Below are 25,318 nucleotides of genomic sequence, written 5' to 3' on the forward strand. Positions count from 1 at the left end.
GCAGAATACCGCTAGCTTCCGGATTCCATTGATATCTGAATTCCAGGGGGATCTGTGGTTCCACGGCGTGCACTGGTGGTCGGGTGCGGCGGCACGCTCGGCTTCGCCTGGACGGTCGCCGCGCTCACCGCGGTGGAAGCGGAGCTGGACTGGGACGTGCGGACCGCCGAGGTGTCGGTGGGGACGTCCGCCGGGGCAGAAGTCGTGTCCGTTCTCGGCTCCGGGCGGTCCGTGTCCGACCTGCTCGCGGCGGTACGGGGAGAGACTGGCGCGGACCCGGTGCTACTCGGACACGTCCACGCCCACCCGGGTGCACTGCCTCCCGTCCCGTGGCCCGGACTGCCGGGGTCGGGGCTGGTGACCGCTGCCGTACGCGGCCGGGTCTCGCCGGGGTCGGGGTTGGTGGGGCTGCTGCCGCGCGGCCGAGGTGATGCGCGTTGGCTGCACCGATTCGGTGCCGCGCTGGCGGAGGGCCGCCCGTGGCCGGATTCCACGCACACCTGGCTGGTTGCGGCCGACGCGCGCTCGGGCCGGCGGGTCGCGTTCGGCGCGCCGGGAGCTCCGGCCACGGACCTGGGCAGCGCGATCGCCGCGTCCTGGGCGATCCCGGGCTGGTTCCCGCCGGTGCGGATCGACGGGCGGACCTACCTCGACGGCGGCGCCGTGTCCCCGACCTCGGCGGACCTCCTCGTACCCCTAGGGCTGGACGAGGTGGTGATCGTCGCTCCCATGTCGACCTCCGGGGGCGCGCCCGCCACCGGCCTGAGCCGTCTCGAACGGCTCCTGCGCCGCTGGATGACCCGGACCGTCGACGCCGAAGAACGCCTCTTGCGTGCGGCGGGATGCCGCGTCGTCCGGATCGAGCCCGGGGTGGAGGAACTGGCCGTGATGGGGGCCAACTTCATGGACCCACGGCGGCGTGCGGCCACGCTCGACGTCTCCCTGCGCACCGCACCCGACCGCGTCAAGCGAGCCATCGACAGGAGCATCGCGGCATGAGCACACACGTCGAGGTCATCGTCGTCGGCGCCGGCATCTCGGGGGTTGGGGCCGGGGCCAGGCTCCGCAGCGCCGGTATCCGGGACTTCCTGATCATCGAGGCGGCCGACGACTTCGGCGGCACATGGCGGGCGAACACCTATCCGGGCTGCCAGTGCGACGTACCGTCCCGCCTCTACAGCTACTCCTTCGCTCCGAACCCGGACTGGACGCGGGTGTACGCGCACCAGCCGGAGATCCTCACGTACGTGAGGCGGGTCGCCGACACGTACCGGCTGCGCGAACACACCCGGTTCGGGGTGCGTATGACCCAAGCGCGATGGCAGCCCGGCCAGGCCCGCTGGCTCGTCAGTACCGACGCCGGTGAGTTCACAGCCCGGTTCCTGATCGCCGGCGCCGGTCCGTGGAACGAGCCTCTCGTCCCGGACGTCCCCGGCCTCGACGGTTTCCCCGGCGAGGTGTTCCACTCCGCGCGCTGGAACCACGACTACGACCTGCGCGGCAAGCGCGTCGCGGTGTTCGGCACCGGCGCCTCGGCCGTGCAGTTCGTCCCGGCGATCGCCCCCGACGTCGCCCGCTTGCATGTGTTCCAGCGCACCGCCCAGTGGGTGCTGCCCAAGCTGGACCATCACATACCGAAGGCCGAACGGTGGGCGATGCGCCACCTGCCGGGCGCGCGAGCCGCGGTGGCAGGGCTGGAGTACCGGGCCATGGAGACGCTCGGACGTGGATTCCGGCGCCCCGGGCTGATGCGTGGCGTCCAGGCCGTCGCACGGGCCCACCTGCGGGCCACGGTCCGCGACGCCGAACTGCGCCGCAAGCTGACCCCCGACTACACCATCGGCTGCAAGCGCATCCTGTTCTCCAACCACTACTACCCCGCGCTGAGGCGACCGAATGTCGACGTGCACGCCGCCGCGGTGCACGCCGTCGAAGGCAACACCGTGCACGGCGCCGACGGCAGCGCCGCCGAGGTGGACGCGATCATCCTCGGCACCGGCTTCCACATCCTCGACACGCCGCTCGCGGGCCTCGTCCGAGACGGAGCCGGCCACTCGCTCGCCGACCGCTGGCAAGGCTCCCCCGAGGCGTACCTCGGCACCGTCGTCGCTGGATTCCCCAACGCGTTCCTGCTCCTCGGACCCGGCCTGGGCACCGGGCACTCGTCGGCGTTCGCCATTCTGGAGGCACAGCTCGACCTTGTCCTGGGCGCCATCAACGCCGCACGGGAGGAGAGTTGGGCGGTGCTGGAGGTACGCGGCGACGTGCAGGCCGCGTACAACGCCCGGCTGCAGACCGCGCTGGCCGGCACCGTCTACAACGCCGGTGGGTGCAGGAGCTACTACCTCGACGCCAACGGCCGCAACAGCTTCAGCTGGCCTTGGTCCACCGACCGGCTTCGCGCCGAGGTCGGTCGCTTCGAGCCGCAGGACTTCACCGCTTCCTGAGCCGAGGGAACTCATCGTGCCAACAGCGTCCGGAGGGGCGGGGGCCCGCGCTGCGGTGTGGCTGCGGCCACTGATCCTCGTCGGCGTGTTCCGCGCCGTCCCCCCGCGGGTCACCCCTGCTGCCCTTCGCCCAGCAGGAGTCCTGACCTGCGCGTTTCGCCTGGGGTGGTGCCCGGATCTTGATCGGGAGGCGAAAGTCCGCCGACTTCCCGGCCACCACGATCCTCGGAGCCGTCTCGGCGGCCAGGTCGCAGGCCGCCAGGCAGTCGTCCAGACGGGCGGGGAAGGGGTTCTCGGGCGCGAGACGGTATGCGGGAAGCAGCACGCGCGCCTGCGGCCAGCGCCACTTGAGCGCCCAGGGAGCGCCCCCCGGCAGCGGATCCGACCCGGCCGCCCCCGGGCAGGGTAGAGGATGACAAGGGGGCATTCCCGCGAACAACTGACGTGACGGTCGCGAAGACCGCGCTGGTCACCGGCGCGTCGTAGGGTGCCGGCGGAGCGGCCACCGTGCACAGGGACGAGGCGCGCAGTCGGATGGAGGCTGACGGCTTCGGCGCCGCCCGGCTCACCCCTGCGGAGCGACCGCGGGGATGGGCGGTCGCTCCGAAAGAGGCTCGACGCCCAGCACCTCGCCGAGCAGCCACCAGGACGTCTGACTCGGGCACATGGCGTGACGTCGGGACTTTCCGCCGCACCACGACGCCAGGCAGGGCACTGAACCGTTCACCGTGCTACTGAACTGGCCATTGAACTGTTTCGTGCGCTACGGAACTCTTCAGTGCCGTTCGACATCACTTCTTGCTCTTCGGCTTCGTGCTCGGCAGGAACTCCTGCACCTTCGCCTTGAAACCCTGCTTGATCATGGAACCCCGGTCGGCGTCGCCCTTGAGGATCGAGGCGGCCGTGGCCTCCATCTGCTCCCAGGTGGCGTGCGGCGGGATCGGCGGCACCGCCGGGTCCGTGAGGAACTCGACGACGGCGGGGCCGTCCGCCTCCAGGGCCGCCCGCCAGCCCGCCTCGACGTCCTCCGGCTTCTCGACCCGGATGCCGGTCAGCCCCAGGGAGCGGGCGAACGCGGCGTACTGGACGTCCGGCAGCTCCTGCGACGGCAGGAAGGACGGCTCGCCGCCCATCGCCCGCAGCTCCCACGTCACCTGGTTCAGATCACGGTTGTTCCAGACGCCCACCACCAGCCGGGGATCCTCCCAGCCGTCCTTGTACTTGGCCGCCGTGATCAGCTCCGCCAGACCGTTCATCTGCATCGCGCCGTCCCCGACCAGGGCGATCGCCGGACGGTCCGGATGGGCGAACTTCGCGCCGATCGCGTACGGCACCCCGCAGCCCATCGTGGCCAGCGTGCCCGACAGCGACGACCGCATGCCGTCCCGCAGGGTCAGATGGCGGGCGTACCAGTTCGCCACCGAACCGGAGTCCGAGGAGATGATCGCGTTGTCCGGCAGCAGCGGATCGAGGGCGTGGGCCACGTACTCCGGGTTGATCGGATCGGCCGACAGCTCCGCGCGCCGCGTCATCACCTCACGCCAGCGCGCCACACCCGCGCACACCTCGTCGAACCACTCCCGGCCCCGCTGAGGGTCGATCATCGGGATCAGCCGCTCCAGCGTCGCCCTCGCGTCGCCGACCAGGTTCACCTCGTACGGGTAGCGCATCCCGACCATGTGCGGGTCGATGTCGATCTGGACCGCCCGCGCCTTGCCGTACTCGGGCAGATACTGCGAGTACGGGAAGGACGAGCCGATGGTCAGCAGCGTGTCGCAGTCGCGCATCAGCTCGTACGAGGGGCGCGTGCCCAGCAGTCCGATCGAACCCGTGACGTACGGCAGCTCGTCGCTCAGCGCGTCCTTGCCGAGCAGGGCCTTCGCGACCCCCGCGCCCAGCAGCTCGGCCATCCGCTGGACCTCGGCGCGTGCCCCGGCGGCTCCCTGACCGACCAGGACGGCGACCTTGTCGCCGGCGTTCAGGATCTCCGCCGCCCGCTCCAGCGACTCCTGAGAGGGGACCGTCGTCCAGGAACCGCCGCCCAGGCTGGAGGGGACCATCTTGAAGTCGTGGGTGGGCGGCGAGTAGTCCAGTTCCTGCACATCGCCGGGGACGATGATCGCGGTGGGCGCCCGGCGGGCGTAGGCGGTGCGGATCGCCCGGTCCAGGACGTTCGGTAGCTGCTCGGGCACGGTCACCGTCTCGACGAAGTCCGAGGCCACGTCCTTGAACAGGGTGTGCAGGTCCACCTCCTGCTGGTATGAGCCGCCCATCGCGCTGCGATGCGTCTGGCCGACGATCGCGAGCACCGGCACGTGGTCCAGCTTGGCGTCGTACAGACCGTTCAGAAGGTGGATCGCGCCGGGCCCCGACGTCGCCGCGCACACCCCGATACGGCCCGAGAACTTGGCGTAGCCGACCGCCTGGAACGCCGACATCTCCTCGTGCCGTGACTGGATGAACCGCGGCCGGTCCTCCGCCCGGCCCCAGGCGGCGAGCAGCCCGTTGATGCCGTCACCGGGATAGCCGAAGACATGTTCGACTCCCCATGCGCGCAGCCTGCGCAGGATGTGGTCGGCGACATACGTGCCCATACTGGACCTCCCAGGGTGTTTTTCCTCAGGCCCGAGTCACCCGGTGGGGAGGAGAAAAACCTGCGTGTGTTTGCCGCGCATGAAGCGGGGCAGGCGCACCTCAGTGCTTCGGACAGGAGGCACGTCCGTGGGATCGGCGATCCATCCATCCATCACGGGTGTGCCCCATATGTGCACGTCCGCGCCCCCCACGGTGACCGCCCCCCCCAGAGCACATCTAGGGAGTTGCGACGCACCATGCGTACTCAGGCAAGCGCGAAGCACCACCCGCACGACGACGCCCCCGACACCGCCGAGGCGTTCCGGAAGCTGGCGACACTACCCCCCGGCCCGGAGCGGGACACTCTCCGGGCACAGATCGTCGAGGCGTGGCTGCCCATGGCCGAACGGCTCGCCGGGCGGTTCCGCAGCCGCGGCGAGAGCTACGAGGACCTGCGCCAGGTCGCGGCCCTCGGCCTGGTCAAGGCCGTCGACCGCTACGACCCCGAGCGCGGCAACGCCTTCGAGAGCTATGCGGTACCCACCGTCACCGGTGAGATCAAGAGGCACTTCCGGGACCACATGTGGACCCTGCACGTGCCGCGCCGGGTCCAGGACCTGCGCAACCGGGTCCGGTTCGCCACCCAGGACCTGTCCCAGACGATCTCGGGCCGCCGGCCCACCGTGGCCGAGATCGCCGCACACGCCAACATGAGCGAGGAAGACGTCCAGGTCGGGCTGGAGGCCCTGGAGAGCTTCACGGCGCTTTCCCTGGACGCCGAACTGCCGGGGAGCGAGGACGGCTACTCGCTCAGCGACGCGCTCGGCGCGCCCGACCCCGCGCTCGACACCGTCATCGACCGCGAGGCGGTCAAGCCGCGGCTCGCCGCGCTGCCGGAGCGGGAGCGGGCGATCCTCTACATGCGGTTCTTCGGGGACATGACGCAGAGCCGGATCGCGGAGCAGCTGGGCATTTCGCAGATGCACGTCTCCCGGCTGATCAGCCGGTGCTGTGACCGACTGCGCGATCAGGTGATGCAGGACGCCGGTGGCCCCTCCGACTGACCTCCGCCGTCCACGCAAGCACCGACACGACCGGCCGGCCGGCCCCTGCGGGGTTCGGCCGGCCGGTCGTACCCCACTGAGGGCTGACGCTTTCCGCGAAGACTCCCCTCGGTCACCTGTGGGCGTCCATCGCGAGGGCGATGTGGCGGGACATCGTGTCCGTCGCCCGGGCCTCCGCCATCGAGAAGGCCAGCCGGGCGCCCGAGCGGAAGAGGGTGAGGACGCCCCTGACCGTGCCGTCGGGGGCGGTCAGGGGGACCGACAGGAGTGAGGTGACGTCGGCCCGGACGAGGACGGGGGCGCCCGTGGCGTCGTGGCCGAAGGCGTCGGGGTCCGGCGGGCGGACCTGGAGGGCGGTGGAGCCGCCTCGGGCGGCGGACACGACCAAGGGGCAGGTGGCCGGGTCCTGGTCCGCGAGGAGACCCGCCTCCTTGCCGGAAGGGGCCAGCACAGTCGTACGGGTCAGCCGGGGGGACGCCGTGTCGGCCACGACCCAGTCGGCGAAGTTGCCGTGCAGCACCCGGGCCGCACGGTCGAGGGCCTCGGCGGCGGGCGCGGTGAGCAGAGCCGTCGTCATGGCGTCCAGCAGATCCATGAGCGCCGCGTGGCGGGTCGTCTCCGCGAGGTCGGGCAGGGGACGGGCGGAGCTCTCGAGGGTCGGCATCCGGTGCCCCGCCGGCTGGAGGACGGCCAGCACGGTGGTACGGGGCTCACCACTGGGGCGCAGCGCCGTCAACGTAGCCCGGACCGGCACGGAGGGGCGCTGCTGGAGGTGCACGGTGAGACTGCGGTCGCCCTCGCCGCGCGCCACCGCCGCCACCTGACCCCGGAACGCGCTTCGGTCGGCGTGCGCCAGGAACCCGGTGAGCGGGCGGCCGGTCGCGTAACCCGCGCGCACGCCGGTGAACGCGCTCGCCGACTGGTTGAGGCGGCGCACCACCGTCTCCCGGTCCAGTAGGGCCACGGGCAGCGGCAGCAGTTGGAAGACGGCCTTCACCAACCGGTGTTCCCGCGCGGCCGACGAGGTCCCACCGGGCGGTCGCGCCGTGAGCCGCTCGTACCGCGGCCACAACTGGTCCGCCACGTGGTCGAGTTCGAAGATCGCCGCGTCCAGCACCGTCGGCAGGTCGTCGGCCGGCACCGACCTGGCCGTCTTCAGCTCCGCGACGCGGCGTACGAAGTCCGCCAGCTCCTCGCCGAATTCGTCCGTCTGAGCCATGCGACGAACGTAACGCGTGAGAGGCGTTCACGGGATGGCCTGGCACACGGCACGACGTCGGTCCTCCGCCACCTCCGCGCGCAGGGCCCGCCGCGTCCGTTTTCCGCGCGGGCGAACGGGAACGCGACCCACGAGAGGAGGCGCACAGCATGCCGGAACCCGAACATGTCGGCCTCCCGCACGGGGAATCGCCCGAGTCCGCCCTTCCGGCGAGGAGGCTCTCCCAGCTCGTCGAACACGCCGCCCGCTGCACCAGCGACTGCTGCGGGGCGAGCAGCATGGTCCTCGACGACGGTGCGGAGCGGCCCACGGCCGTCACCCACCCCGACCTCGCCGGGCTGGTCGCGGTCCAACTCCGGTCGGGCGAGGGGCCGATCCCGACGGCGTTGGAGCGCGGGGAGCCGGTCGACGCGGCGGATCTCCTGAGCGACGAACGGTGGCCGGACTATCGGGCCGTCGCCCTCGACGCGGGCATACGGTCCAGTGTCACCCTGCCGTTCCGGCGGGCGGGCCTGACCCTCTCGCTCAGTCTCTACAGCTTCCGCGCCGGCGCGTTGGGGGACGTGCCGCACGGGCCCGCCCACGCGTTCGGGGATCTCGCGGCGACGTGCATCGTCCGTGACCGGTCGTACCGGGCGGCGCTCACGGAGCTCGACCAGCTCGGTGCGGCGCTGCGGACGCGGCCGGTCGTCGATCAGGCGTGCGGGATCGTGATGCATGTCCTCGGCTGCGATGCGGAGGACGCGTTCACTGTGCTGCGGCGTATCTCGCAGAGCACGAACCGTAAGTTGGCGGAGGTGGCTTCGGCGGTGGTGGAGAAGCGGGGGAGGGGGTTGGAGCGGGAGTTGGTGTCCCTTTCCGGGTGAGGCGGAGGGCGAGGGCGCCTTGGAGCTCGGGGGTGCGGGTTCGTCGGCGGGTGCGGGTGCGGGTGCGGGTGCGGGTGCGGGTGCGTTGTGGCTTGTCGCGCGGTTCCCCGCGCCCCTGAAGGAGCGGGCCCGCGGCCCGCCCTTCGACCCCCGCTTGTCCTTCGCTTCGCACCCCCGCCCCTCACTCACCCCACCGTCGTCTCAAACGTGCCGTCACCCGATCGGCGGGGGCGGTCCCGCTAATGGGGCTCGGTGGCGGGCGGGGGGCCGGGGTGGGGGGTCTGATGGGGAGGGCGGGGCGCGGTGGGCGTGTCCCGAGTCGAAGTCGGCTGAGGAGCCCCGCCCATGCGCCGCAGATCCCGTGTCCTGTCCGCCGCCGTCCTGGCCGGTGCCGTGCTCGGCGTCGCGGCCCCCGTCGCGTACGCGGATCCGGCGGCCGAGGTCGCCCCGCACGAGGCCGCGCCGGGCGAGACCGTCACGATCTCCGTCTCCTGCGACCCGGCCGGCGGTCCGGCCCCCGAGAGCATCGACGCCAGCTCACAGGCGTTCGAGCAGGGCACCGTCACACTGCAACGGGTCCCCGGCAACGACGACCCGGCGGGTGGCCCCTCCTACCAGGGCACCGCCCGTATCGCCCCGCCCGCCGACGTCGAGACCGGCCCGGACGCGGCGGGCGGCTCCACCGAGTGGGGCGTCGACGGCGTCTGCCCGGCCCCGCCCGGCGCCGAGCAGAAACAGTGGAGCGCCGCCTTCACCGACGACCTCGACGGCCACCAGCCCACGCATCACCCCACGGACCAGCCGACGCATCACCCCACCGACCAGCCGAACCACTGGCCCACGGACCAGCCGACGCATCACCCCACCGACCAGCCGAACCACTGGCCCACGGACCAGCCGACGCATCACCCCACCGACCAGCCGAACCACCGGCCCACCCACCACGACACCCACCGCCCCGCGCCGGTCCAGCGCGGCGTGCAAGCGGGCAGCGGCGGTGCCTTCACCGACTCCGTCCCGGCCATGGTCGCCGGCGGCCTCCTCATCGCCGGCGCGCTCGGCGCAGCCGTCCACCGGCTGCTGCACCGCCGGGGCCGGTGGACGCCGTGACCGCGCGCCGCTGTGACCGGCGCGACGCGACGCGGTGCTCATGCGGCGCGTGAGCCGGGGTACTGGCAGGCCGAGGGCGTGGAACGCGCGTCACGGGGTACGACGGAGCACGCGCGGCCACGGCGGAGCACCATGGACAGCGCGGGAGCGCTGAGCACCGGACAACGCGACGACACGGCGCGGAGGCACAGATGCGGCGGACGGTACCGGGAAGAGGTCCGGTGGGGCACGGCCCCGTCCGCTACGGTCCGCCCCTTCCCGACCAGGGACTGCCGCTCCTGCCCGAGCTGACCGCAGTGCTCTCGGCCGCCGCCGGCCGCCCCGAGGCCGTACCCCTCGGCGGTTCCCCCGCCCTCCTGGACGCGGCCTGCGGCTACTGGGACCGGCGCGGGCTGCCCACCACTCCCGACCGGGTCGTGGCCGCCCCCGGCGCCCCCGCCCTGCTGCTGGCGCTGACCGCCGCGATCGGCGGCGACGTCCTGCTCCCCCGGCCGTGCGCCGCCTGGTGGGAGCCCGAGGCGCGGGCGCTCGGCAGATCCGTCTTCCACGTCCCGACACCCGCCGAGTGCGGCGGCGTACCCGACTCGTACGCGCTGCTGGAGACCGTGCGCAGGATCCGCGACGAGGGCGGGGACCCCCGGCTGCTCGTGCTGTGCGTCGCCGACGACCCGACCGCCACCGTGGCCCCGCCCGAGCTGGTCCACGAGACCGTGGAGGCCGCCGCGGGGGAGGGCCTGCACCTGGTCAGCGACGAGACCTGGCGCGACACCCTGCACGACCCGCACGACCCCGTGCTGCTCAGCCCCGCCGAGATGCTGCCGGACCGGGTCACCGTGGTCACCGACCTCGCGGGCCCCTTCCTGCCCCCGGGCTGGCCCGCCGCCGTCGCCCGTTTCCCGGCCGACGGCATCGGCGGCGGGCTGCGCGACCGGGTCCTCGACGTGCTCACCGCGCTCGGCGCCCGTGTCGCCACGCCGGTCGCCGCGGCCGCCGCGTACGCGCTCGACGAACCCGGCCCCGTCAGCGAGCGGCTCGCCGGTGCGGTCCGGCTGCACGCGCGGCTGGCCGCCGCCGCGCACCGGGCCGTGATCGCCGCCGGGGCGCTCGCCCTGCCCCCGCGCGCGGGCCGGCACCTCTACGTCGACCTGGCCCCGCTGCGCCCGGCGCTCACCGCGCACGGTGTCGGCGACGCCCAGGAGCTGGAGGACTTCCTCACCGCCCGGCTCGGCCTGCCCGCGCCCGGTGGGCACCGCTTCGGGGACGACCTCGGGGCGCTGCGGTGCCGCCTGTCGACGGGACTGTTCCTCGGCACCGCCGACGAGGAACGGGCGCAGGCCCTGGCCGCCCACGACCCCCTCGAACTACCCCATGTGGAAAGCGCGTTGACCCGGTTCGGATCGGCCCTGGAGGATCTCCGATGACGAGGGAGCCCGGAGCCACCGGATCGTGTCCGCGCCGATCGGCCGACCGCCCGCGGTCCGGCCCGCGACGACGATCCCACGACGACGCCCAGCGATGGGAGCCTCCTCGATGACGCAGCAGTCCGAGTCGACCCCCACCCCCTCCGCGGCCTCCTCGTCGCCCGTCTCCGCGCCCCCCGAGGACACCGACGATCCCGCGTCCTCATCCGGCCTCGGTGTCCTGGAGCCGAGGCCCACGTCGCCCTTCGCCGTCCCCCTGCCGCCCCCGGCGCCCGCCGAGCCCCGCCCCCTCGGCGAGCGGCGCCGCTGGCCCGCGTCCTTCGCCGGCCGGCTGACCACCCCCCTGCCCGGGCTGCGGGCGTTCGCGCGCTTCGCCCGCGAGGGCTCGGTACGGCCGGGCCCCGAGGGTCTCGTCGACATCCCCCGACTGCCGTACGAGCCCGGCCCGTTGCCCCGCGTCGACGCGTGTACCGTCGCCGTCACCTGGGCGGGGCACGCGAGTTGGGTGGTGCGGATCGGCGGACTCACCGTTCTCACCGACCCGGTCTGGTCCCGCCGCATCCTCGGCACGCCCGCCCGGATCACCCCGGTCGGCGTGGCCTGGGGCGCGCTGCCGCGCGTCGACGCGGTCGTCATCAGCCACAACCACTACGACCACCTGGACGCGCCCACGCTGCGCCGACTCCCGCGCGACACACCGGTGTTCGTGCCCGCCGGTCTCGGCGGCTGGTTCCGCCGCCGCCGCTTCACCCGCGTCACCGAGCTGGACTGGTGGGAGGCGGCCGAACTGGACGGTGTCCGCTTCGACTTCGTACCGGCCCACCACTGGTCGAAGCGCACCCTCACCGACACCTGCCGCTCCCTGTGGGGCGGTTGGGTCCTCACGGCGTCCGACGGGAAGCGGGTGTACTTCGCGGGCGACACGGGCTACGGCCACTGGTTCTCCCTCATCGGCCGCCGCCACCCCGGCATCGACCTCGCGCTCCTGCCGATCGGCGCGTACGACCCCCGCTGGTGGCTCAGCGACGTCCACTGCGACCCCGAGGAGGCCGTCCGCGCCTTCCAGGACCTCGGCGCCCGCCGTATGGCCCCCATGCACTGGGCCACGTTCGTCCTGTCCGCCGAACCGGTCCTGGAACCCCTCACCCGCGTACGGGCGGCCTGGGAGGCGGCAGGACTCCCGCGCGAGAACCTGTGGGACCTGCCGATCGGAGCGTCCCGGATCCTCACCTGAGGACGGCGGCGCACCACGCCCAGCCCTTGAGAGGACGCCGAACTCTCAGCGGACGAACCGCCGCCACACGCTCGGAGCCACGCTGATCAGCAGCGTCAGCAGAACCGCCGCCAGAACCCCTTCCCAGGGCTCCGCGAACAGCGACCCGCCGAGGATCCCGATCAACTGGTACGTGACCGCCCAGGCGAGGCACGCCGGCAGGTTCCCCCGCGCGAACCGCCGCAACGGCATCTCCGCCAGCAGACACGCAAGCATCACCGGGAGCCGGCCGGCCGGCACCAGCCGGGACAGCACAAGCACGGCCACCCCGTGCCCGTCGAGCTTCCGCTGGGCCTGGGCCAGCCGGTCCTCCGGTGCCCGGCGGCGGATCGCCTCCAGCCAGCGCGAGCCGTTCTTCGAGCCCATGCCGCGCCGCCCCAGCCAGTACAGGGCGATGTCCCCGAGGAACGCGGCCACCGACGCCACCACGAACACCATCAGCAGCGCGAACGGCGCCGTCTGGTGGAACGCCACCACTGCCGCCGAACTGACCAGCGCGCCCGTCGGCACCACAGGCAGCAGCGCCCCCGCCAGCACCAGCAGGAACAGCGTCGGATAGCCGATCGCCTGCTGAGTCGACTCGTAGGGCAGGGGAGTGGCGGCGACGGACAGCACCATCACCGGCCGCCCTCCGCGACCCCGCGCGACCGGCGTCTCATTCCGCCACCCCCGGTCGCACGCTCTCGCCGTGCTCCAGCCGGTGCACCGCCACCCCGGGCGCACGCAGCGCGGCGAGGCGTACGAACTCCGCACCGGGCGCGTGGAATTCATGGGGGCGCACGGCGTCCATCCCGATCGGCCAGTATGTGCCGTAGTGCACCGGGATCGCGCTGTGGGGCGCGAGCAGCGCGAGCGCCTCCGCCGCGCGCCCCGCATCGAGATGCCCCTCGCCGAGACAGGGCCCCCAGCCGCCGACCGGCAGCAGCGCCACGTCGACCGGCCCGACCTCCTTGGGCATCGACTCGAACAGCCCGGTGTCCCCGGCGAAATAGGTCCGCGCCTCACCCTCGACGACGAACCCGAGCGCCGGTGAGCGGTGCGGCCCGACCGGCAGGCGCCGCCCGTCGTGGCGGGCGGGCACGGCACGGACGACCAGGTCACCGACGCTCACCTCGTCCCCGGGCGCCACCTCGCACAGCCGCAGATGCCGCAGCCTGCGCAGCCCCCGCACCTGGCGCGGCGCCCCGCGCGGCACCACCAGCCGGGTACCCGGCGCGAGCCGGGCCAGGGACGGGACATGCAGATGATCGGCGTGCAGATGGGACACCAACGCCACGTCCGCGACCGCCGCCTCGGGCGGGGGCGTCGCCCCGCGGCGCCGGCGCAGATGCGCGAGCCGGCGCGTGAACAGCGGGTCGGTGAGCACGCGTGTGCCCGAGTCCTCCACCGTGCAGGTGGCATGACCCCACCAGGTGACCTCCACCGGCACTTCTTTCGCCTCCTTCGCGCTACTCCCCCGAGCCTACGGGCTGGAGTAGGGTCTCAGGCTCTGGACCCGGAGGTGAGGGGGACGCCGTGGGAGACAACAGTGACGCCTTCGCCCTGTCCTGCCAGGAGATGCCCCGTGAGTGCCCGGGGCGGACGGCGGGACGCGGAGCGGTCGTGCGGGTCGCCGCCATCGCCAGCCTGACACCCCTGGAGGAGCTGGAGGCGGACCCCTTCCTGGTCGACTCCCGCAGCCAGCACGCCATGTGCGCCCGCTGGGCCGCCGAGCGCGGCTACGTGGTCACGCGCGAGCTGCTCGTCCGCGGTCTGCGCCCCGACCACTGCGCCCTGTGGGCCGACGTCGACGCCGGCCACGTCGACCTCTTCGTCGCCCCCAGCCGCCGCGTCCTCGAACGCGCCCTCGCCTCCGTCGAGGACTTCACCGCCGAGTGCGCCCGCCGCGGTGTCCGCGTCGAGACCGTGGGCCGCGCCGAACCCGCCTACGACGCCCAGATGAAGGCCAGCGTCCACCGCCGACTGTCGATGCCGACAGCGGGCTACGACGGCCGCTGAGCGCCGAGGGCCGCTGAGTAACGAGGGCCGCCGCTCGCCGAGGGCCGCTGTATGCCGAGAGCCGCTGCTCGCCGAGGGCCGCTGCACGCCGGGAACGCCGCCCGCCGAGGGCCGCTGGACACGTGGGCCCCCGTGCCGGAGGCCGCGCGCGGCGCCGACTGCCCAAGGCCGACCGCACGCTCCGTGCCGTGCACGGGACGCACCCCGGGCCTGCCTCCGTGCCACCCCTCGGTGCCACCCCGGCTCCCCGGCCCTTGTGACAGGCTGGGCGCAGGAACGGGACGTGAGGGTGGCCGGGCGTGGGCGGTGAGCGTTGGCGGAGGGTGCTGAGCGGGTTCTGGCGGATGCTGGCCGTATGGGCGGTGTCGACGCTGACGATGCTGGTGCTCGCGGGCGCCCTGCCCGACTTCCGGCTCCAGGCCGGCACCGGCGAGAGCTCCACCCAGATCGCCGTCACCGCCGCCCTCGGCGCGGGGGTCTTCGGTCTGCTGTCCTCCCTCGTGTGGCCGCTGCTCGTACGGGCGTTGCTGCTGGTGCCCGCCCTCGTCCTCGGCCTGCTGGTCTTCTTCCTCAACGGCTCGCTGCTCCTCATCGCCCTGCGGATCAACCCGTCCGGTCAGGGTGAGGCCGCGCCCGAGACCGCCGTGGTCGTGGCCGCCGTGATGTCCGCGGTCGCCTCCGCGACCGGCGGCGCCCTCGCCGTGCGCGACGACGACGCGTACCGGCGCCGCCTGTACCGGCTGGCCGACCGCCGCCGCAGGCACGCCGGCGGGCCGCCCGGACCCGTCGGACCCGGCACCGTCTTCCTCCAGCTCGACGGCGTCGGCCACGACGTGCTGGAGGCGGCCACCGCGAAGGGCCTGATGCCGACCGTCGCCGCCTGGCTCGGCGCGCCCGCGCCCGGCACCGGGCACGTCCGCGCCACCCACCGGCTCACCCCGTGGCGCACCGACTGGTCCAGCCAGACCGGCGCCAGCCAACTCGGCATCCTGCACGGCAGCAACCACGACGTGCCCGCCTTCCGCTGGTACGAGAAGGAGAGCCGGGAGGTGATGGTCTGCAACCGCCCCTCCAGCGCCGCCGAGCTCCAGCGCCGCGCCATCGAGCGCACCGGCGACGGTGGTCTGCTCACCGTCGACGGCGCGAGCCGCGGCAACCTCTTCAGCGGCGGCGCCGAGCAACTCGCGCTCGTCCTGTCCATCGCGGCCCGCCGCGGCAGGCAGAACCGGTCCCGCGCCGGGTACTTCGCCTACTTCTCCGACCCCGCCAACGCGGTCCGCACCGCCCTGTCCTTCGCCGCGGACGTGCTGCGTGAGATCGGCCAGTCCACCCGCGCGCGCCTTCGCGAACAGCGGCCCCGCGTCAAACGCGGTGGCCTCTACCCGTTCATCCGCGCGTTCGCGACCGTCGTCGAACGCGATGTGGTCGTCGCCGCCGTCATCGGCGACATGTTCGCGGGACGCGCCGCGATCTACGCGGACCTCGTCGCCTATGACGAGGTCGCCCACCACTCCGGCCCGCACAGCCGGGACGCGGAGAAGATCCTCGAACGCCTCGACCGCTCCATCGCGTTGATCGCGCAGGTCGCCGAACACGCCCCCCGCGCCTACCGCATCGTCCTGCTCTCCGACCACGGGCAGAGCCCCGGCGAGACCTTCCTCGGCCGCTACGGCCTCACCCTCGGCAACCTGGTCCGCGCCGGCTGCGGCCTGCCCGTGCCGCGCAAGGCGGAGCGCACCCACAGCGGCGCCGAGGCCCGCTCGGCGGTCCGGGCCGCGCTGCGCATCCCCGTCGAGGAGGGCGTCGAGGAACACCGCCCGACCCGCCGCTCCGAGCCGGTCGTGCTCGCCTCCGGCAACCTCGGCCTGGTGTCCTTCCCGGACGTGCCGCACCGGATGAGCCGGGAGGAGATCGACGCCCGCCACCCCGCCCTGCTGTCCACCCTCGCCAACCACCCCGGGGTCGGCTTCGTCCTCGTCCGCAGCGAGGAGCACGGCGGCCTCGTCCTCGGCGCGCACGGCTCGCAGATCCCCGTCGACGAACTGAGCGACGACCACCCCGGACCGCTGGCCGACTTCGGCCCGGGCGCCGCCGACGCCGTACGCCGCACCCACGGCTTTCCGCACACCGCCGACATCATGGTCAACTCCTGGTACGACCCCGAGGAGGGCGAGGTCCTCGCCTTCGAGGAACAGATCGGCTCCCACGGCGGCCTCGGCGGCTGCCAGTCCCGCCCCTTCCTCCTCTCCCCCCTGGCCCTCTCCGCACCGGTCGAGGAGCACGAGGAGCTGGTCGGAGCGGAACACATCCACCGGGTCCTGAGGCGCTGGCTGAGAGAGGCGGACGGCCCGCAGGTACCGGTGGGGGCGCAGGTGCCCCGTAGGGGCGCGGGGAACTGCGCGACCAGCCCGAACGAACCCGCACCCGCCAACCCGCAGGACCCGGCAGACGCGTAGGCACCCCCGGCCCCAAAAATTCGGCTGCGCCTCTTCGAACAGGCGCCCATCGCCAACGCGGACATAGCCCACGCCCACGACATCGCCGTCGCGGCCGTCGACGCGACGGCCGGCGAGATCTACATCAACCCGCTCCGCGACTTCGAGGACGAGGAGTGGCGGTTCATCCTGGCCCACGAGATGCTGCATCCGGCGCCCGCGGGCCACGCGGTGACGCGGGATCAGTGGCGTGGTACGAACCCCCCGGATGTGCTCGGTGAGCCGGTTCGTCGTCGCGTCCCGGTCGCCTGGCGCCGTCCGCCCCTGCCCCGTGGTCGTCCTTTCACTCAGCGTGCGCGCCAAGCCGGTTGTGTCTCGGAAGACTTGGAAATGTCCGACCACGGCTGGGACTGTACGGCGTTCCCGTGGTGTACGTCAGGCGAACGATCGATCGACCGCGGCGGGACACCGCCCCGTCGGCTGGGTCCCGGGCGGCTCGGTGTGATCGGATGGGTCCGACCCCGTTGGAACGGGACCCACGTGAAAGGAAGAACCGTGGCTACCACGCGCTCCGCACACACCGTATGGGAAGGCAACCTGCTCGAGGGCAACGGTGTCGTCACCTTCGACTCGTCCGGCGCCATCGCCGAGCAGCCGGTGACGTGGGCCGCTCGCACGCAGGAGGCGAACGGCAAGACCAGCCCCGAGGAGCTGATCGCCGCCGCCCACTCCAGCTGCTTCTCGATGGCGTTCTCGCACGCCCTCGCCGGCGCCGGCACGCCGCCCACCAAGCTCGTCACCTCCGCCGACGTGACGTTCCAGCCGGGTGAGGGCATCACCGGCATCCACATCACCGTCGAGGGCGAGGTGCCCGGTCTCGACGAGGCGGGCTTCGTCGCGGCGGCCGAGGACGCCAAGGTGAACTGCCCCGTCAGCCAGGCCCTCAAGGCCGTGCCGATCACCCTGTCGGCCAAGCTGGCCTGACCCGCGGACCCACGGCGGCCGGACCCGTCACCCCCTCGGGGGCGATGGTCCGGCCGTCGGTGTCCCGCATGCGTGCCGCGCCGGGCGCGAGCACATTGGGCGCATGAGTGACGACGCACAGCCATCGGCGCCCGACGCGGAGCTGAGAATCGCCGCCGCCTTCACCGGCGGCATCAGCCTCGCCGTCTGGATGGGCGGCGTGGCCCGAGAGCTGAACCTGCTGACGACCGCCGCACGCGCCGACGCGTCCGGCACGCCCGCCGGGCTCGTGCGTGCCCGCTACAAGCGGCTGCTCGCCCCGCTGCGGCTCGACGTCAGCGTCGACGTGCTCTGCGGCACCAGCGCCGGCGGCATCAACGCGGCCCTCCTCGGCCTCGCCACCGCACGCGGCTGCGACCTGGGCGGACTGCGGTCGCTGTGGCTGGACCAGGGAGCGCTCGGGAGCCTCCTGCGCGACCTGGACGAGCCGCGACCGCCCTCCCTCCTCCGGGGCGACGAACGACCCACCCCTCCCGGCGAGCCTGCCGCAGACGTCGATGTGGGTGGCGCTCGGCCTTCAGCGGCTGATCGCGGCGGAGGAACTGCCCTGTGTCGCCGGACCGGCCGAGGCGGACCAGAAGGCGGGCGGCGCCCTGGCCGCGGCCGACTCGTCCAGCGCTATCGGCGGCGCTACCCCGACGCCCGACGCCCGACGCCCGGCAGCCGGTCGCCCCGGACACCGTCGACGAGTTCCTGAACGCCTGCCGGATCTCCGAGGAGACCTTCCGGCGGGAGAAGGACAGCAGGCTGCTGAAGCACACGGTGTCGCACGCCGCCGTGGTGACGGCCAACGCCGTCCGCACGACGGTCGACCGATGGTCCTGGCGCCTGCTCTTTGGCGGTGTGAGCCGGGCGCTGCGCCTGGCGCACGCGATGCGCGGACGCATCTGACCCTCGCCCGGCCGCACCCGCCGGGGCCCCGTGCCCCGTGGGGGACGCCCCCGTGCCCCATTGACAAGAGGGCACTCAAGTTTTGTGCTGGTGGTAGGAGCCATGGGTCGGCCGGCGGGCGTACGGGCGCGACCCGGGCGGAACCTTGCGGGAAGCGGAACCTTGCGGGAAGGGGACGGCGATGGGGCGTGCGGTCGGAATCGATCTCGGGACGACGAACTCGGTGGTGGCCGTGCTGGAGGGCGGCGACCCGACCGTCGTCACGAACGCGGAGGGCCAGCGGACCACCCCCTCCGTGGTGGCCTTCGCCAAGAACGGCGAGGTCCTCGTGGGCGAGGTCGCCAAGCGGCAGGCCGTGACGAACGTGGAGCGCACCGCGCGCTCCGTCAAACGCCACATGGGCGACGGGGGCTGGCGCTTCCCCGAGCAGGGCTCCTTGGACGGCACCCGCCTCAGGGCCCAGGAACTGTCCGCCCGAGTGCTGCAGAAGCTGAAGCGGGACGCCGAGGCGTACCTCGGCGACGATGTCACCGACGCGGTGATCACCGTCCCGGCGTACTTCGACGACTCCCAGCGGCAGGCCACCAAGGAGGCCGGGGAGATCGCCGGTCTCAAGGTCCTGCGGATCATCAACGAGCCCACGGCCGCGGCCCTCGCCTACGGCCTCGACCGGGGCGACGAGCAGACCGTCCTCGTCTTCGACCTCGGCGGCGGCACCTTCGACGTCTCGCTGCTGGAGATCGGTGACGGCGTCATCGAGGTCAAGGCCACCAACGGGGACACACGTCTCGGCGGCGACGACTGGGACCAGCGGGTCGTCGAGTACCTCGTCAAGAGGTTCAAGGGACAGCACGGCATCGACCTCGGCAACGACAAGATGGCGCTCCAACGGCTCCGGGAGGGCGCCGAGAAGGCCAAGATCGAACTGTCCAGCTCCTCCGAGACGTCCATCAACCTCCCGTACGTCACCGCCTCCGCCGAGGGCCCGCTGCATCTGGAGGAGCGGCTGACGCGCGCCCAGTTCCAGGACCTGACGGCCGATCTGCTCGACCGCTGCAAGACACCCTTCCACCAGGCGGTGAAGGACGCCGGGGTGAAGCTCTCAGCGATCGACCACGTCATCCTCGTCGGCGGCTCGACACGGATGCCCGCCGTGACCGAGCTGGTGAAGGAACTCACCGGGAAGGACCCGCACAAGGGCGTGAACCCCGACGAGGTGGTGGCCGTGGGCGCCGCGCTCCAGGCGGGTGTCCTCCGCGGCGACGTGAAGGACGTCCTGCTGCTCGACGTCACCCCGCTGTCGCTGGGGATCGAGACCAAGGGCGGCATCATGACCAAGCTGATCGAGCGGAACACCACGATCCCGACCCGGCGTTCGGAGATCTTCACCACGGCCGCCGACAACCAGCCCTCGGTCGGCATCCAGGTCTACCAGGGGGAGCGGGAGATCGCCGCGTACAACAAGAAGCTCGGCGTCTTCGACCTCACCGGCCTTCCGCCGGCGCCGCGCGGGGTGCCGCAGATCGAGGTGGCCTTCGACATCGACGCCGACGGGATCATGCACGTCTCGGCGAAGGACCTGGCGACCGGGCGCGAACAGAAGATGACCGTCACCGGGGGTTCCGCCCTGCCCAAGGACGACATCGACCGGCTGATGCGGGAGGCCGAGCAGTACGCGGAGGAGGACCGGCGGCGCCGGGAGGCCGCGGAGACCCGCAACCAGGCGGAGCAACTCGTCTACCAGACCGAACGGTTCATCCGTGACAACGAGGAGCGGGTGCCGGCCGACATCCGCGGCGAGGTCGAGGCCGCCGCGGCCGAGCTGAAGCAGCTCCTCGACCACCCCGAGGACACGGCCGCCCTCCGGGCCGGCATCGACAAACTCGCCACGGTCAGCCAGCGCATGGGCCAGGCGATGTACGCGACGGCCTCAGGGGCGCAAACCGAGGAACCCCGCCCCGGCCCGGACCCCGCCGACGAGGAGGGCGTCGTGGACGCGGAGATCGTCGACGACGACAAGAACACGAAGGGGGGCGCGGCCTGACGGAGCCGGCGGCCCCGTACCGTGGGGCCCGCCCCCCCCTCACGAGGCGCCGGCGCTCAGACGCCACCCGTGCCGCCCCGCTCCGACGCGTCGCCGCCCCGTTCCCGGTCCCAGGCCGCCGCGAACATCTCGTGCAGGGGCGCGGGCGGCAGGATGCGGCCGAAGGGGGAGGCGACCTGACTGCCCCACAGCGGACGCACCCCGTAGGCGTGCAACTTCACGGTTTCGAGGGGCAGATGAGGGGCCTTCAGCTCGGTCCAGTCCCCGGGCAGGAACAGGGTCCGGCCGGCGCGCGCCCGCTTGGCCGCGACGACCGCTCCGGTGCCGAGCAGTCCTTCCCGGACCTGCGCGTGCCGCTTGGTCGACCAGCCGTTCCAGCGTCGTACGTCGCGGTCCGTGGGCGCGGCCAGCGTGGCCAGTTGGAGGTACAGGGCGGCGGCGTCCGCGCCGACCGAGAGTTCCCTCGCCGCGCGTGCGACCAGTTCCGGACAGGACCGGCGTGGATCCGCCTCGTACGCCCCGGCCGGAACCGCTCCCGAGGAGGACCGGTCCCTCATCCGCTCCAGGCCGCCCCCCACCAGCAGTGGCGCCACCCGGTCCAGTGCCTCGGCCAGGCCGGTGATCCCCCTCACCCGCTGCCACACCCCCGGGTCGGCGACCTCGCGCGGGCGCAGGAACGCGTCCCCGCCGGGCGCGCACACGACGAGGGGGCCGGAGTCGTAGGCGGCCACCGGGACCGGGCCTTCCGCCTTGCGCCGGTCCGCCGCCACCGGCAGCCGCTCGGGCCCGAACCGCTCCGCGATCCGTGCCGGGGTGTCCTCGACCTGCCCGCCGGGCAGCGCCAGGAGCAGGTCCGGGCGGTCCAGTTCGGCTCGCAGTCGCTCGTACAGGGCCAGCGCGCCCGCCACGGCCGGATCACCGACCGGCCGGTCCGTCCAGGCCCACACCAGAGCGGCGGCGGCACTCCGGACGTCGAGGCCCACCGGGGTGCCGTAGGGCAGCTCGGTCTCCGCCGACACGGCCCGCACGTCCACCCCGTGGCCGTACGGGGTCGCCACCAGCTCCCAGCCCGCCGCCTCCACGGTCGTGTCCGCCGCTGCCTCGTAGCCACCCGCGAGCCGCCGGGCCCAGACCTCGGACAGCCCCAGCCCGGCCTCCAGGGCGTCGGCGGCCTCGTCGTGCACGACGGGTTCGGCCCCCATGCGTTCCCGCCACACGGCGGCCATCCGCTCCACGGCCGCCTCGACACCACCGGGCCGCCACAACTCGGTCGGGTCCTCGGGCAGAGCGGCCGCGAGGACGGCCCGCCCTCCCTCGGCCCCGAGCCGTGCCCGCAACCCGTCGTAGGACTCGGCCGTGAACGGGGAGGCCCGGTAGGGGGCCTTCCGCACCAGGGCACGGTCCTCCTCACGGTCGGGCCGGCCGACCAGACCGGCCACGACGAGCCGGGCGACGGCCCTTCGTACGCCCGTCAGTGCGGCGAAGCGCGCGGCCGCCGCCTCGGTCACCGGAACCGGGCCGTGCGCCTCGACAGCCGTGACCAGGACACGCATCCGGGCGGCGTCGTCCCGCCGCACCCGGACATGCCGTGCCCCCGGGACCGCCGCACACACCGGGTCGTCGTGCGGATCGCCGACGGCGGCCGCCACGAACCAGCACTCCCGCCCGTCGGCGCGATCCGTCCCGGACGCCACCGCGATCCCGCGCTCACGCAGGTCCTCCAGGGCCTCCACCGAGGCGCGGCCTACCCACCACCGGCCGCCGGCGCGGGCGAACGGCTGGTCGGCCCAGGTGTCGAGCAGCGCCACCAGGGCGGCTCGTGCCGCGTCCGGGGTGGGTGCCACCGCCGCACGCCAGGCCACCGCGTCGATCGCCCCCAACAGCTGCGACCAGTCCCGCGGCGGTGCCGGGGGCGAGAGCCGTCGCACTTCCTCCGCGAGCGTCCCCGCCAGGCAGGCGCCGTCCGCGGCGAGCGCGCTCAGCGTCGCCGGCAGGGCGACGTCGGGGCTCCTGCGCCACGGCGCCCGTTCGCCGTCCGCGACCAGCCCGAACAGTGCGGGCAGCAGCGCCGTGTCCGGCGCGGACCGGCGCGGCGGTGACGGCGGCGCCTGCGCGAGCAGGGTGACCCTCCGGTGCAGGGCGAGCCTGCGCTCCTCCACCCGGGCGGCCCGCTCGGCCACCGCGACGACCGCCTGGGCCAGCACCGGGTCGGTGACGCCGGGCAACTCCCGCGCCACGGCGGCGCGCAGTGCCTCACCGCCGGCGCGCAGTGCCTCACCGCCGGCGCGCGGTGCCGCCCCGTCGGCGCGGGCGGCCGTCAGCAACGCCTGCGCCGCCTCCCGCCCCACGGACCGCAGGGCCCGGGACCCGGCCTCGTCCCGGGTGCGCAGCAGGTACCAGAAGGCGGGTGGCGGGGCCACCCCGCCCGAGACGGTGGCCGCCCGGGCCGGCCGCCCCCGCGGATGCCTCGGTGAGCGATGTCCGTCCACCTCCCACAGCAGGGTCCCGTCGGCGCTGTACGCGCGCACCCCTGTCCGGGTCTCCGCCTCGGCGAGGACCACGTCCTCCACCGCACCCCCCGGTGGCGCCCACAGCCCCCACGGCTCCTGACCGGGCCGGTCGATGTCGAACCTGGCCGTGCGCCCGTCCACGCTCTCCACCAGGTAGTGGTCGGGCGCGTGATCGCGGTGCCGGGTGCGGAACAGCACGCGCGTCCCGACCAGCCCGTCCCGGCTGCCCAGCGGCGAGTCGGTCACGGCGGCGGGCAACGGTGCCAGCTGCAGGGCCTCGACGGCCAGGGACATGCCTGCCTCGGACGACTCCGTGCCCGGAGCGGAGCCCGGCGCGCGACCGGGGAAGTCCGGCAGCGCCACCTCACCGCGGGGCTGTCCGCCGACCCGGTCGACCACCTCCCAGGGGCGTCTCCCGAAGACGGCGTTGGTCCAGATCCGGGTACCGTCACCGAGCTGCAGCTCGTCGTTGTCGATCCCCTCCCGTCCGCCCGGCCGCAGCACCCGCCGGCCACCGTGCCGCCCGCCCCCGTCCGCGGTCTCGAACTGGAAGCCGTACGCCCCGTCCAGGCTGCCGCCGAAGGGCACCAGACCGCCCACCTCGTCCGGTGTGAACGGCTCGTGGGGCCGGTCGGCCCAGACGGCGGTGTCGCAGTGGTACGGGTCCCGGGCGAGGGTCCAGCTCACCAGGAAGGAGCCGCCCACGTAGTGGACGGCGAACATGGTCGCCCCGTCGGGCACGGTGAACCGGCAGGACCCCCGCACACCGTCCGGGGCGACGGCGACCGCCCGGTCCCGCCCGAACACCGTCAGCACCGGCCATGTGGAGGTCACGCCCATCACTCCCGGCGGGGCCCCGCCCGCCGCCTGCTCCGGCTCATGACCGGCCGCGCCGCGGGCGAACTCCGCGTACACCGACTCCAGGGCCGGCCACGCCAGTTCCTCCGGCAGACCGGCTCTCAGCGAGCGCCGCAGCGCACCGGCCGCGCCCGCCTCGGCGAGGGCGTCGGAGATCCCGTCGAGCGCCGCCACCGTGGGCCGGTCCAGGAGTACCTCCAGCTCGGCCACCGCTTCCTCGGCCCCCGCCATCCCGCCGCCCGCCACGGTGTCCACGAGCCTGCCCACCCGCCCGGCGACCTCGTGGGCGATGCCCTCGACACCCGGCAGCAGCGTCACCGCCGATCCGGCCCGGCGGCGGTCTGCCGGCGACCGGCCGGGCAGCAGGTGCGCGTGCACGGTGCCCTCCAGCCGCGGACCGAACACGGGGTCGGCGGCCAGTGCCGTCAGGTCCCGCCGGGACCGCTCGCCCCAGAACCGCATCCCGATCTCCGGTCCGGGGTCGACCACGGCGACCCCGGCCGCCAGACAGGAGTCCAGCACGTCCGCGTCGAAGCCCTGGTAGTGGTGCCGGGTGGTGTGCAGGGTCACCGGGCTGCTCTCCGCCCGCAGCCGCGGCCCCAACCGGCCCACCAGATCGAGGAATTCCACCGGGAGCGGCTGACGCGCGACCCCTCCGCCGGACTGCTCCGCGTACTGGTACATGTGCGTGAAGCGGCCCACCCAGTGGGCCAGGCCGCCCTCGGGCACCACCCGGCCGGATGCCATCGCCTCCGTCGCCCCGCAGCCGGTCAGCAGGCGCAGCCAGGCCCCGCCGTCGGTGACACCCTGCGGGAAGATCTCCACCAGCCCGGCGGCGATCGCGTCCGCCGGCGGATGGGCCGTCAGGACCGGTTCGGCGGCGGCCAGCAGCGAGTCCGGCACCGTCTTCTTCCGTGCGACGGACAGGATCGCGCCGACCGCGCGGGCCACGTCGTCGTCCCCGTGCCCGGCCGCCTTGGCGGACGCCCGCACCCGCCGCACCAGATCCGCCGGCAGGTCCGCCGGCGAGTTCGCCCACGCGATCAGGAAGTCCTCCAGTGCGGTGTGCGCGTCCGCCGGCGGGAAAGCCTCGGTGAGGAACCGCTGGTGGGCGCCGAACTCCTTCGCAGGCATGGCCCCGCCCGCCGCGAACAGCAGCGCGTTGGCCCGGCGGTAACCGGGGTCCACCGGCAGCCGGTGCTCCGCCTCGGCCGCCCGAGCGGCCGCGTAGGCCCGTCCGCCGGGCCTGCTGCCGTAGCCGATGAGCCGGTGGCCCACGGTGTCCCAGAACCACGGCAGATGCGCCGGCGGCAATCGCCGTGCACGCGCCGCCATCGCGTCGACGAACCGGCCGGGCCTGGTCCAGGTACGGCCGAGTCGGGTGCGCATGTCCTCGATCGACTCACGTGCCTCCGCGGCGGCCGCGGGGTCGTGGGCGGCGGCCCAGTCGGCGTACGTGGTCGAGGCGTGCGGACCCGTCGTCGGCAGCAGCGACTCCAGAGAGGCGATCATGCCGGGATCGTCGCACGCCCCACTGACAGGCCCGCCGCCGGAGCGGTCCACCCGCTGCCGAACCCCGCCGTCC

General features: G+C 73.8%; 18 protein-coding genes. 12 read left to right on the plus strand and 6 right to left on the minus strand.

The window, feature by feature from the left end; all coding sequences use genetic code 11:
• Positions 1-54: 54 nt before the first annotated feature.
• Together ACZ4Z3_RS13165 and ACZ4Z3_RS13170 are read left to right on the plus strand one after the other, a co-directional pair.
• Entirely contained in the window at positions 55-999 is a 945-nt protein-coding gene (locus tag ACZ4Z3_RS13165; protein ID WP_468501043.1) for a patatin-like phospholipase family protein, read from the plus strand.
• On the plus strand, positions 996-2,447 hold the full coding sequence (locus ACZ4Z3_RS13170) for a flavin-containing monooxygenase (protein ID WP_468501044.1): 1,452 nt from the start codon (positions 996-998) through the stop codon (positions 2,445-2,447). Before ACZ4Z3_RS13165 ends, ACZ4Z3_RS13170 begins: the two co-directional genes overlap by 4 nt.
• Here ACZ4Z3_RS13170 and ACZ4Z3_RS13175 read toward each other — a convergent pair.
• Both ACZ4Z3_RS13175 and ACZ4Z3_RS13180 read right to left on the minus strand, forming a co-directional pair.
• On the minus strand, positions 2,434-2,874 hold the full coding sequence (locus tag ACZ4Z3_RS13175; protein WP_468501045.1) for an alpha/beta hydrolase fold domain-containing protein: 441 nt from the start codon (positions 2,872-2,874) through the stop codon (positions 2,434-2,436). The genes ACZ4Z3_RS13170 and ACZ4Z3_RS13175 overlap by 14 nt on opposite strands.
• A 364-nt stretch (positions 2,875-3,238) precedes the next feature.
• Entirely contained in the window at positions 3,239-5,041 is a 1,803-nt protein-coding gene (locus ACZ4Z3_RS13180; RefSeq protein WP_468501046.1) for a thiamine pyrophosphate-requiring protein, read from the minus strand.
• Positions 5,042-5,278: 237 nt separating this feature from the next.
• Here ACZ4Z3_RS13180 and ACZ4Z3_RS13185 point away from each other — a divergent pair, with 237 nt between their 5' ends.
• Complete coding sequence (locus tag ACZ4Z3_RS13185) at positions 5,279-6,085, plus strand: RNA polymerase sigma factor SigF (protein WP_468501047.1); 807 nt, start codon at positions 5,279-5,281, stop codon at positions 6,083-6,085.
• A gap of 112 nt (positions 6,086-6,197) precedes the next feature.
• On the opposite strand, the gene ACZ4Z3_RS13190 is transcribed toward ACZ4Z3_RS13185, so the two are convergent.
• The gene (locus tag ACZ4Z3_RS13190; protein WP_468501048.1) at positions 6,198-7,304 is read right to left on the minus strand and encodes a PAS domain-containing protein; all 1,107 of its coding nucleotides are present in this window, start codon (positions 7,302-7,304) and stop codon (positions 6,198-6,200) included.
• Positions 7,305-7,453: 149 nt separating this feature from the next.
• Between ACZ4Z3_RS13190 and ACZ4Z3_RS13195 the strand changes: the two genes are divergently transcribed.
• The 4 genes from ACZ4Z3_RS13195 (at position 7,454) to ACZ4Z3_RS13210 (ending at position 11,935) form a co-directional block, all read left to right on the plus strand.
• Complete coding sequence (locus ACZ4Z3_RS13195) at positions 7,454-8,170, plus strand: ANTAR domain-containing response regulator (RefSeq protein ID WP_468501049.1); 717 nt, start codon at positions 7,454-7,456, stop codon at positions 8,168-8,170.
• A 345-nt stretch (positions 8,171-8,515) separates the two neighbouring features.
• Positions 8,516-9,280 carry a hypothetical protein gene (locus ACZ4Z3_RS13200; protein WP_468501050.1) on the plus strand — a complete coding sequence of 255 codons (765 nt, stop codon included), beginning with the start codon at positions 8,516-8,518 and terminating at the stop codon, positions 9,278-9,280.
• A 191-nt stretch (positions 9,281-9,471) separates the two neighbouring features.
• A complete protein-coding gene (locus ACZ4Z3_RS13205) occupies positions 9,472-10,701 on the plus strand; it encodes an aminotransferase class I/II-fold pyridoxal phosphate-dependent enzyme (RefSeq protein ID WP_468501051.1) in 1,230 nt (409 codons plus the stop codon).
• A gap of 109 nt (positions 10,702-10,810) precedes the next feature.
• Positions 10,811-11,935 (plus strand): MBL fold metallo-hydrolase, encoded by a 1,125-nt coding sequence (locus tag ACZ4Z3_RS13210; RefSeq protein WP_468501052.1) that lies wholly within the window; start codon positions 10,811-10,813, stop codon positions 11,933-11,935.
• Positions 11,936-11,980: 45 nt separating this feature from the next.
• On the opposite strand, the gene ACZ4Z3_RS13215 is transcribed toward ACZ4Z3_RS13210, so the two are convergent.
• A complete protein-coding gene (locus ACZ4Z3_RS13215) occupies positions 11,981-12,592 on the minus strand; it encodes a DedA family protein (RefSeq protein WP_185093495.1) in 612 nt (203 codons plus the stop codon).
• 37 nt (positions 12,593-12,629) lie between these two features.
• The gene (locus ACZ4Z3_RS13220; protein WP_468501053.1) at positions 12,630-13,403 is read right to left on the minus strand and encodes an MBL fold metallo-hydrolase; all 774 of its coding nucleotides are present in this window, start codon (positions 13,401-13,403) and stop codon (positions 12,630-12,632) included.
• Between the two features lie 128 nt (positions 13,404-13,531).
• On the opposite strand from ACZ4Z3_RS13220, the gene ACZ4Z3_RS13225 reads away from it, so the two are divergent.
• The 5 genes from ACZ4Z3_RS13225 to dnaK all read left to right on the plus strand — a co-directional run bounded on the left by ACZ4Z3_RS13225 (position 13,532) and on the right by dnaK (position 20,365).
• Entirely contained in the window at positions 13,532-13,972 is a 441-nt protein-coding gene (locus tag ACZ4Z3_RS13225; RefSeq protein ID WP_468501429.1) for a hypothetical protein, read from the plus strand.
• 344 nt (positions 13,973-14,316) lie between these two features.
• A complete protein-coding gene (locus tag ACZ4Z3_RS13230; RefSeq protein WP_468501430.1) occupies positions 14,317-16,428 on the plus strand; it encodes a phage holin family protein in 2,112 nt (703 codons plus the stop codon).
• A gap of 534 nt (positions 16,429-16,962) precedes the next feature.
• Positions 16,963-17,391, plus strand: coding sequence for an OsmC family protein (locus tag ACZ4Z3_RS13235; protein ID WP_468501054.1), 429 nt, complete (start codon positions 16,963-16,965; stop codon positions 17,389-17,391).
• A gap of 103 nt (positions 17,392-17,494) precedes the next feature.
• The gene (locus ACZ4Z3_RS13240) at positions 17,495-18,127 is read left to right on the plus strand and encodes a hypothetical protein (protein ID WP_468501055.1); all 633 of its coding nucleotides are present in this window, start codon (positions 17,495-17,497) and stop codon (positions 18,125-18,127) included.
• Between the two features lie 375 nt (positions 18,128-18,502).
• Positions 18,503-20,365 (plus strand): molecular chaperone DnaK, encoded by a 1,863-nt coding sequence (dnaK, locus tag ACZ4Z3_RS13245; RefSeq protein ID WP_468501056.1) that lies wholly within the window; start codon positions 18,503-18,505, stop codon positions 20,363-20,365.
• 56 nt (positions 20,366-20,421) lie between these two features.
• Here the strand turns inward: dnaK and ACZ4Z3_RS13250 are convergent, their stop codons facing one another.
• Positions 20,422-25,245, minus strand: coding sequence for a hypothetical protein (locus ACZ4Z3_RS13250; protein ID WP_468501057.1), 4,824 nt, complete (start codon positions 25,243-25,245; stop codon positions 20,422-20,424).
• Positions 25,246-25,318: the final 73 nt, after the last annotated feature.

It is taken from the genome of Streptomyces sp. NPDC030296 (genome assembly GCF_055572815.1).

Coding starts and splice junctions, on each gene's coding strand:
- ACZ4Z3_RS13170 (WP_468501044.1), top strand. CDS start 996: ATGAGCACACACGTCGAGGTCATCGTCGTCGGCGCCGGCATCTCGGGG.
- ACZ4Z3_RS13175 (WP_468501045.1), bottom strand. CDS start 2,874: ATGCCCCCTTGTCATCCTCTACCCTGCCCGGGGGCGGCCGGGTCGGAT.
- ACZ4Z3_RS13180 (WP_468501046.1), bottom strand. CDS start 5,041: ATGGGCACGTATGTCGCCGACCACATCCTGCGCAGGCTGCGCGCATGG.
- ACZ4Z3_RS13185 (WP_468501047.1), top strand. CDS start 5,279: ATGCGTACTCAGGCAAGCGCGAAGCACCACCCGCACGACGACGCCCCC.
- ACZ4Z3_RS13190 (WP_468501048.1), bottom strand. CDS start 7,304: ATGGCTCAGACGGACGAATTCGGCGAGGAGCTGGCGGACTTCGTACGC.
- ACZ4Z3_RS13195 (WP_468501049.1), top strand. CDS start 7,454: ATGCCGGAACCCGAACATGTCGGCCTCCCGCACGGGGAATCGCCCGAG.
- ACZ4Z3_RS13200 (WP_468501050.1), top strand. CDS start 8,516: ATGCGCCGCAGATCCCGTGTCCTGTCCGCCGCCGTCCTGGCCGGTGCC.
- ACZ4Z3_RS13205 (WP_468501051.1), top strand. CDS start 9,472: ATGCGGCGGACGGTACCGGGAAGAGGTCCGGTGGGGCACGGCCCCGTC.
- ACZ4Z3_RS13210 (WP_468501052.1), top strand. CDS start 10,811: ATGACGCAGCAGTCCGAGTCGACCCCCACCCCCTCCGCGGCCTCCTCG.
- ACZ4Z3_RS13215 (WP_185093495.1), bottom strand. CDS start 12,592: ATGGTGCTGTCCGTCGCCGCCACTCCCCTGCCCTACGAGTCGACTCAG.
- ACZ4Z3_RS13225 (WP_468501429.1), top strand. CDS start 13,532: ATGCCCCGTGAGTGCCCGGGGCGGACGGCGGGACGCGGAGCGGTCGTG.
- ACZ4Z3_RS13230 (WP_468501430.1), top strand. CDS start 14,317: ATGCTGGCCGTATGGGCGGTGTCGACGCTGACGATGCTGGTGCTCGCG.
- ACZ4Z3_RS13240 (WP_468501055.1), top strand. CDS start 17,495: ATGAGTGACGACGCACAGCCATCGGCGCCCGACGCGGAGCTGAGAATC.
- dnaK (WP_468501056.1), top strand. CDS start 18,503: ATGGGGCGTGCGGTCGGAATCGATCTCGGGACGACGAACTCGGTGGTG.
- ACZ4Z3_RS13250 (WP_468501057.1), bottom strand. CDS start 25,245: ATGATCGCCTCTCTGGAGTCGCTGCTGCCGACGACGGGTCCGCACGCC.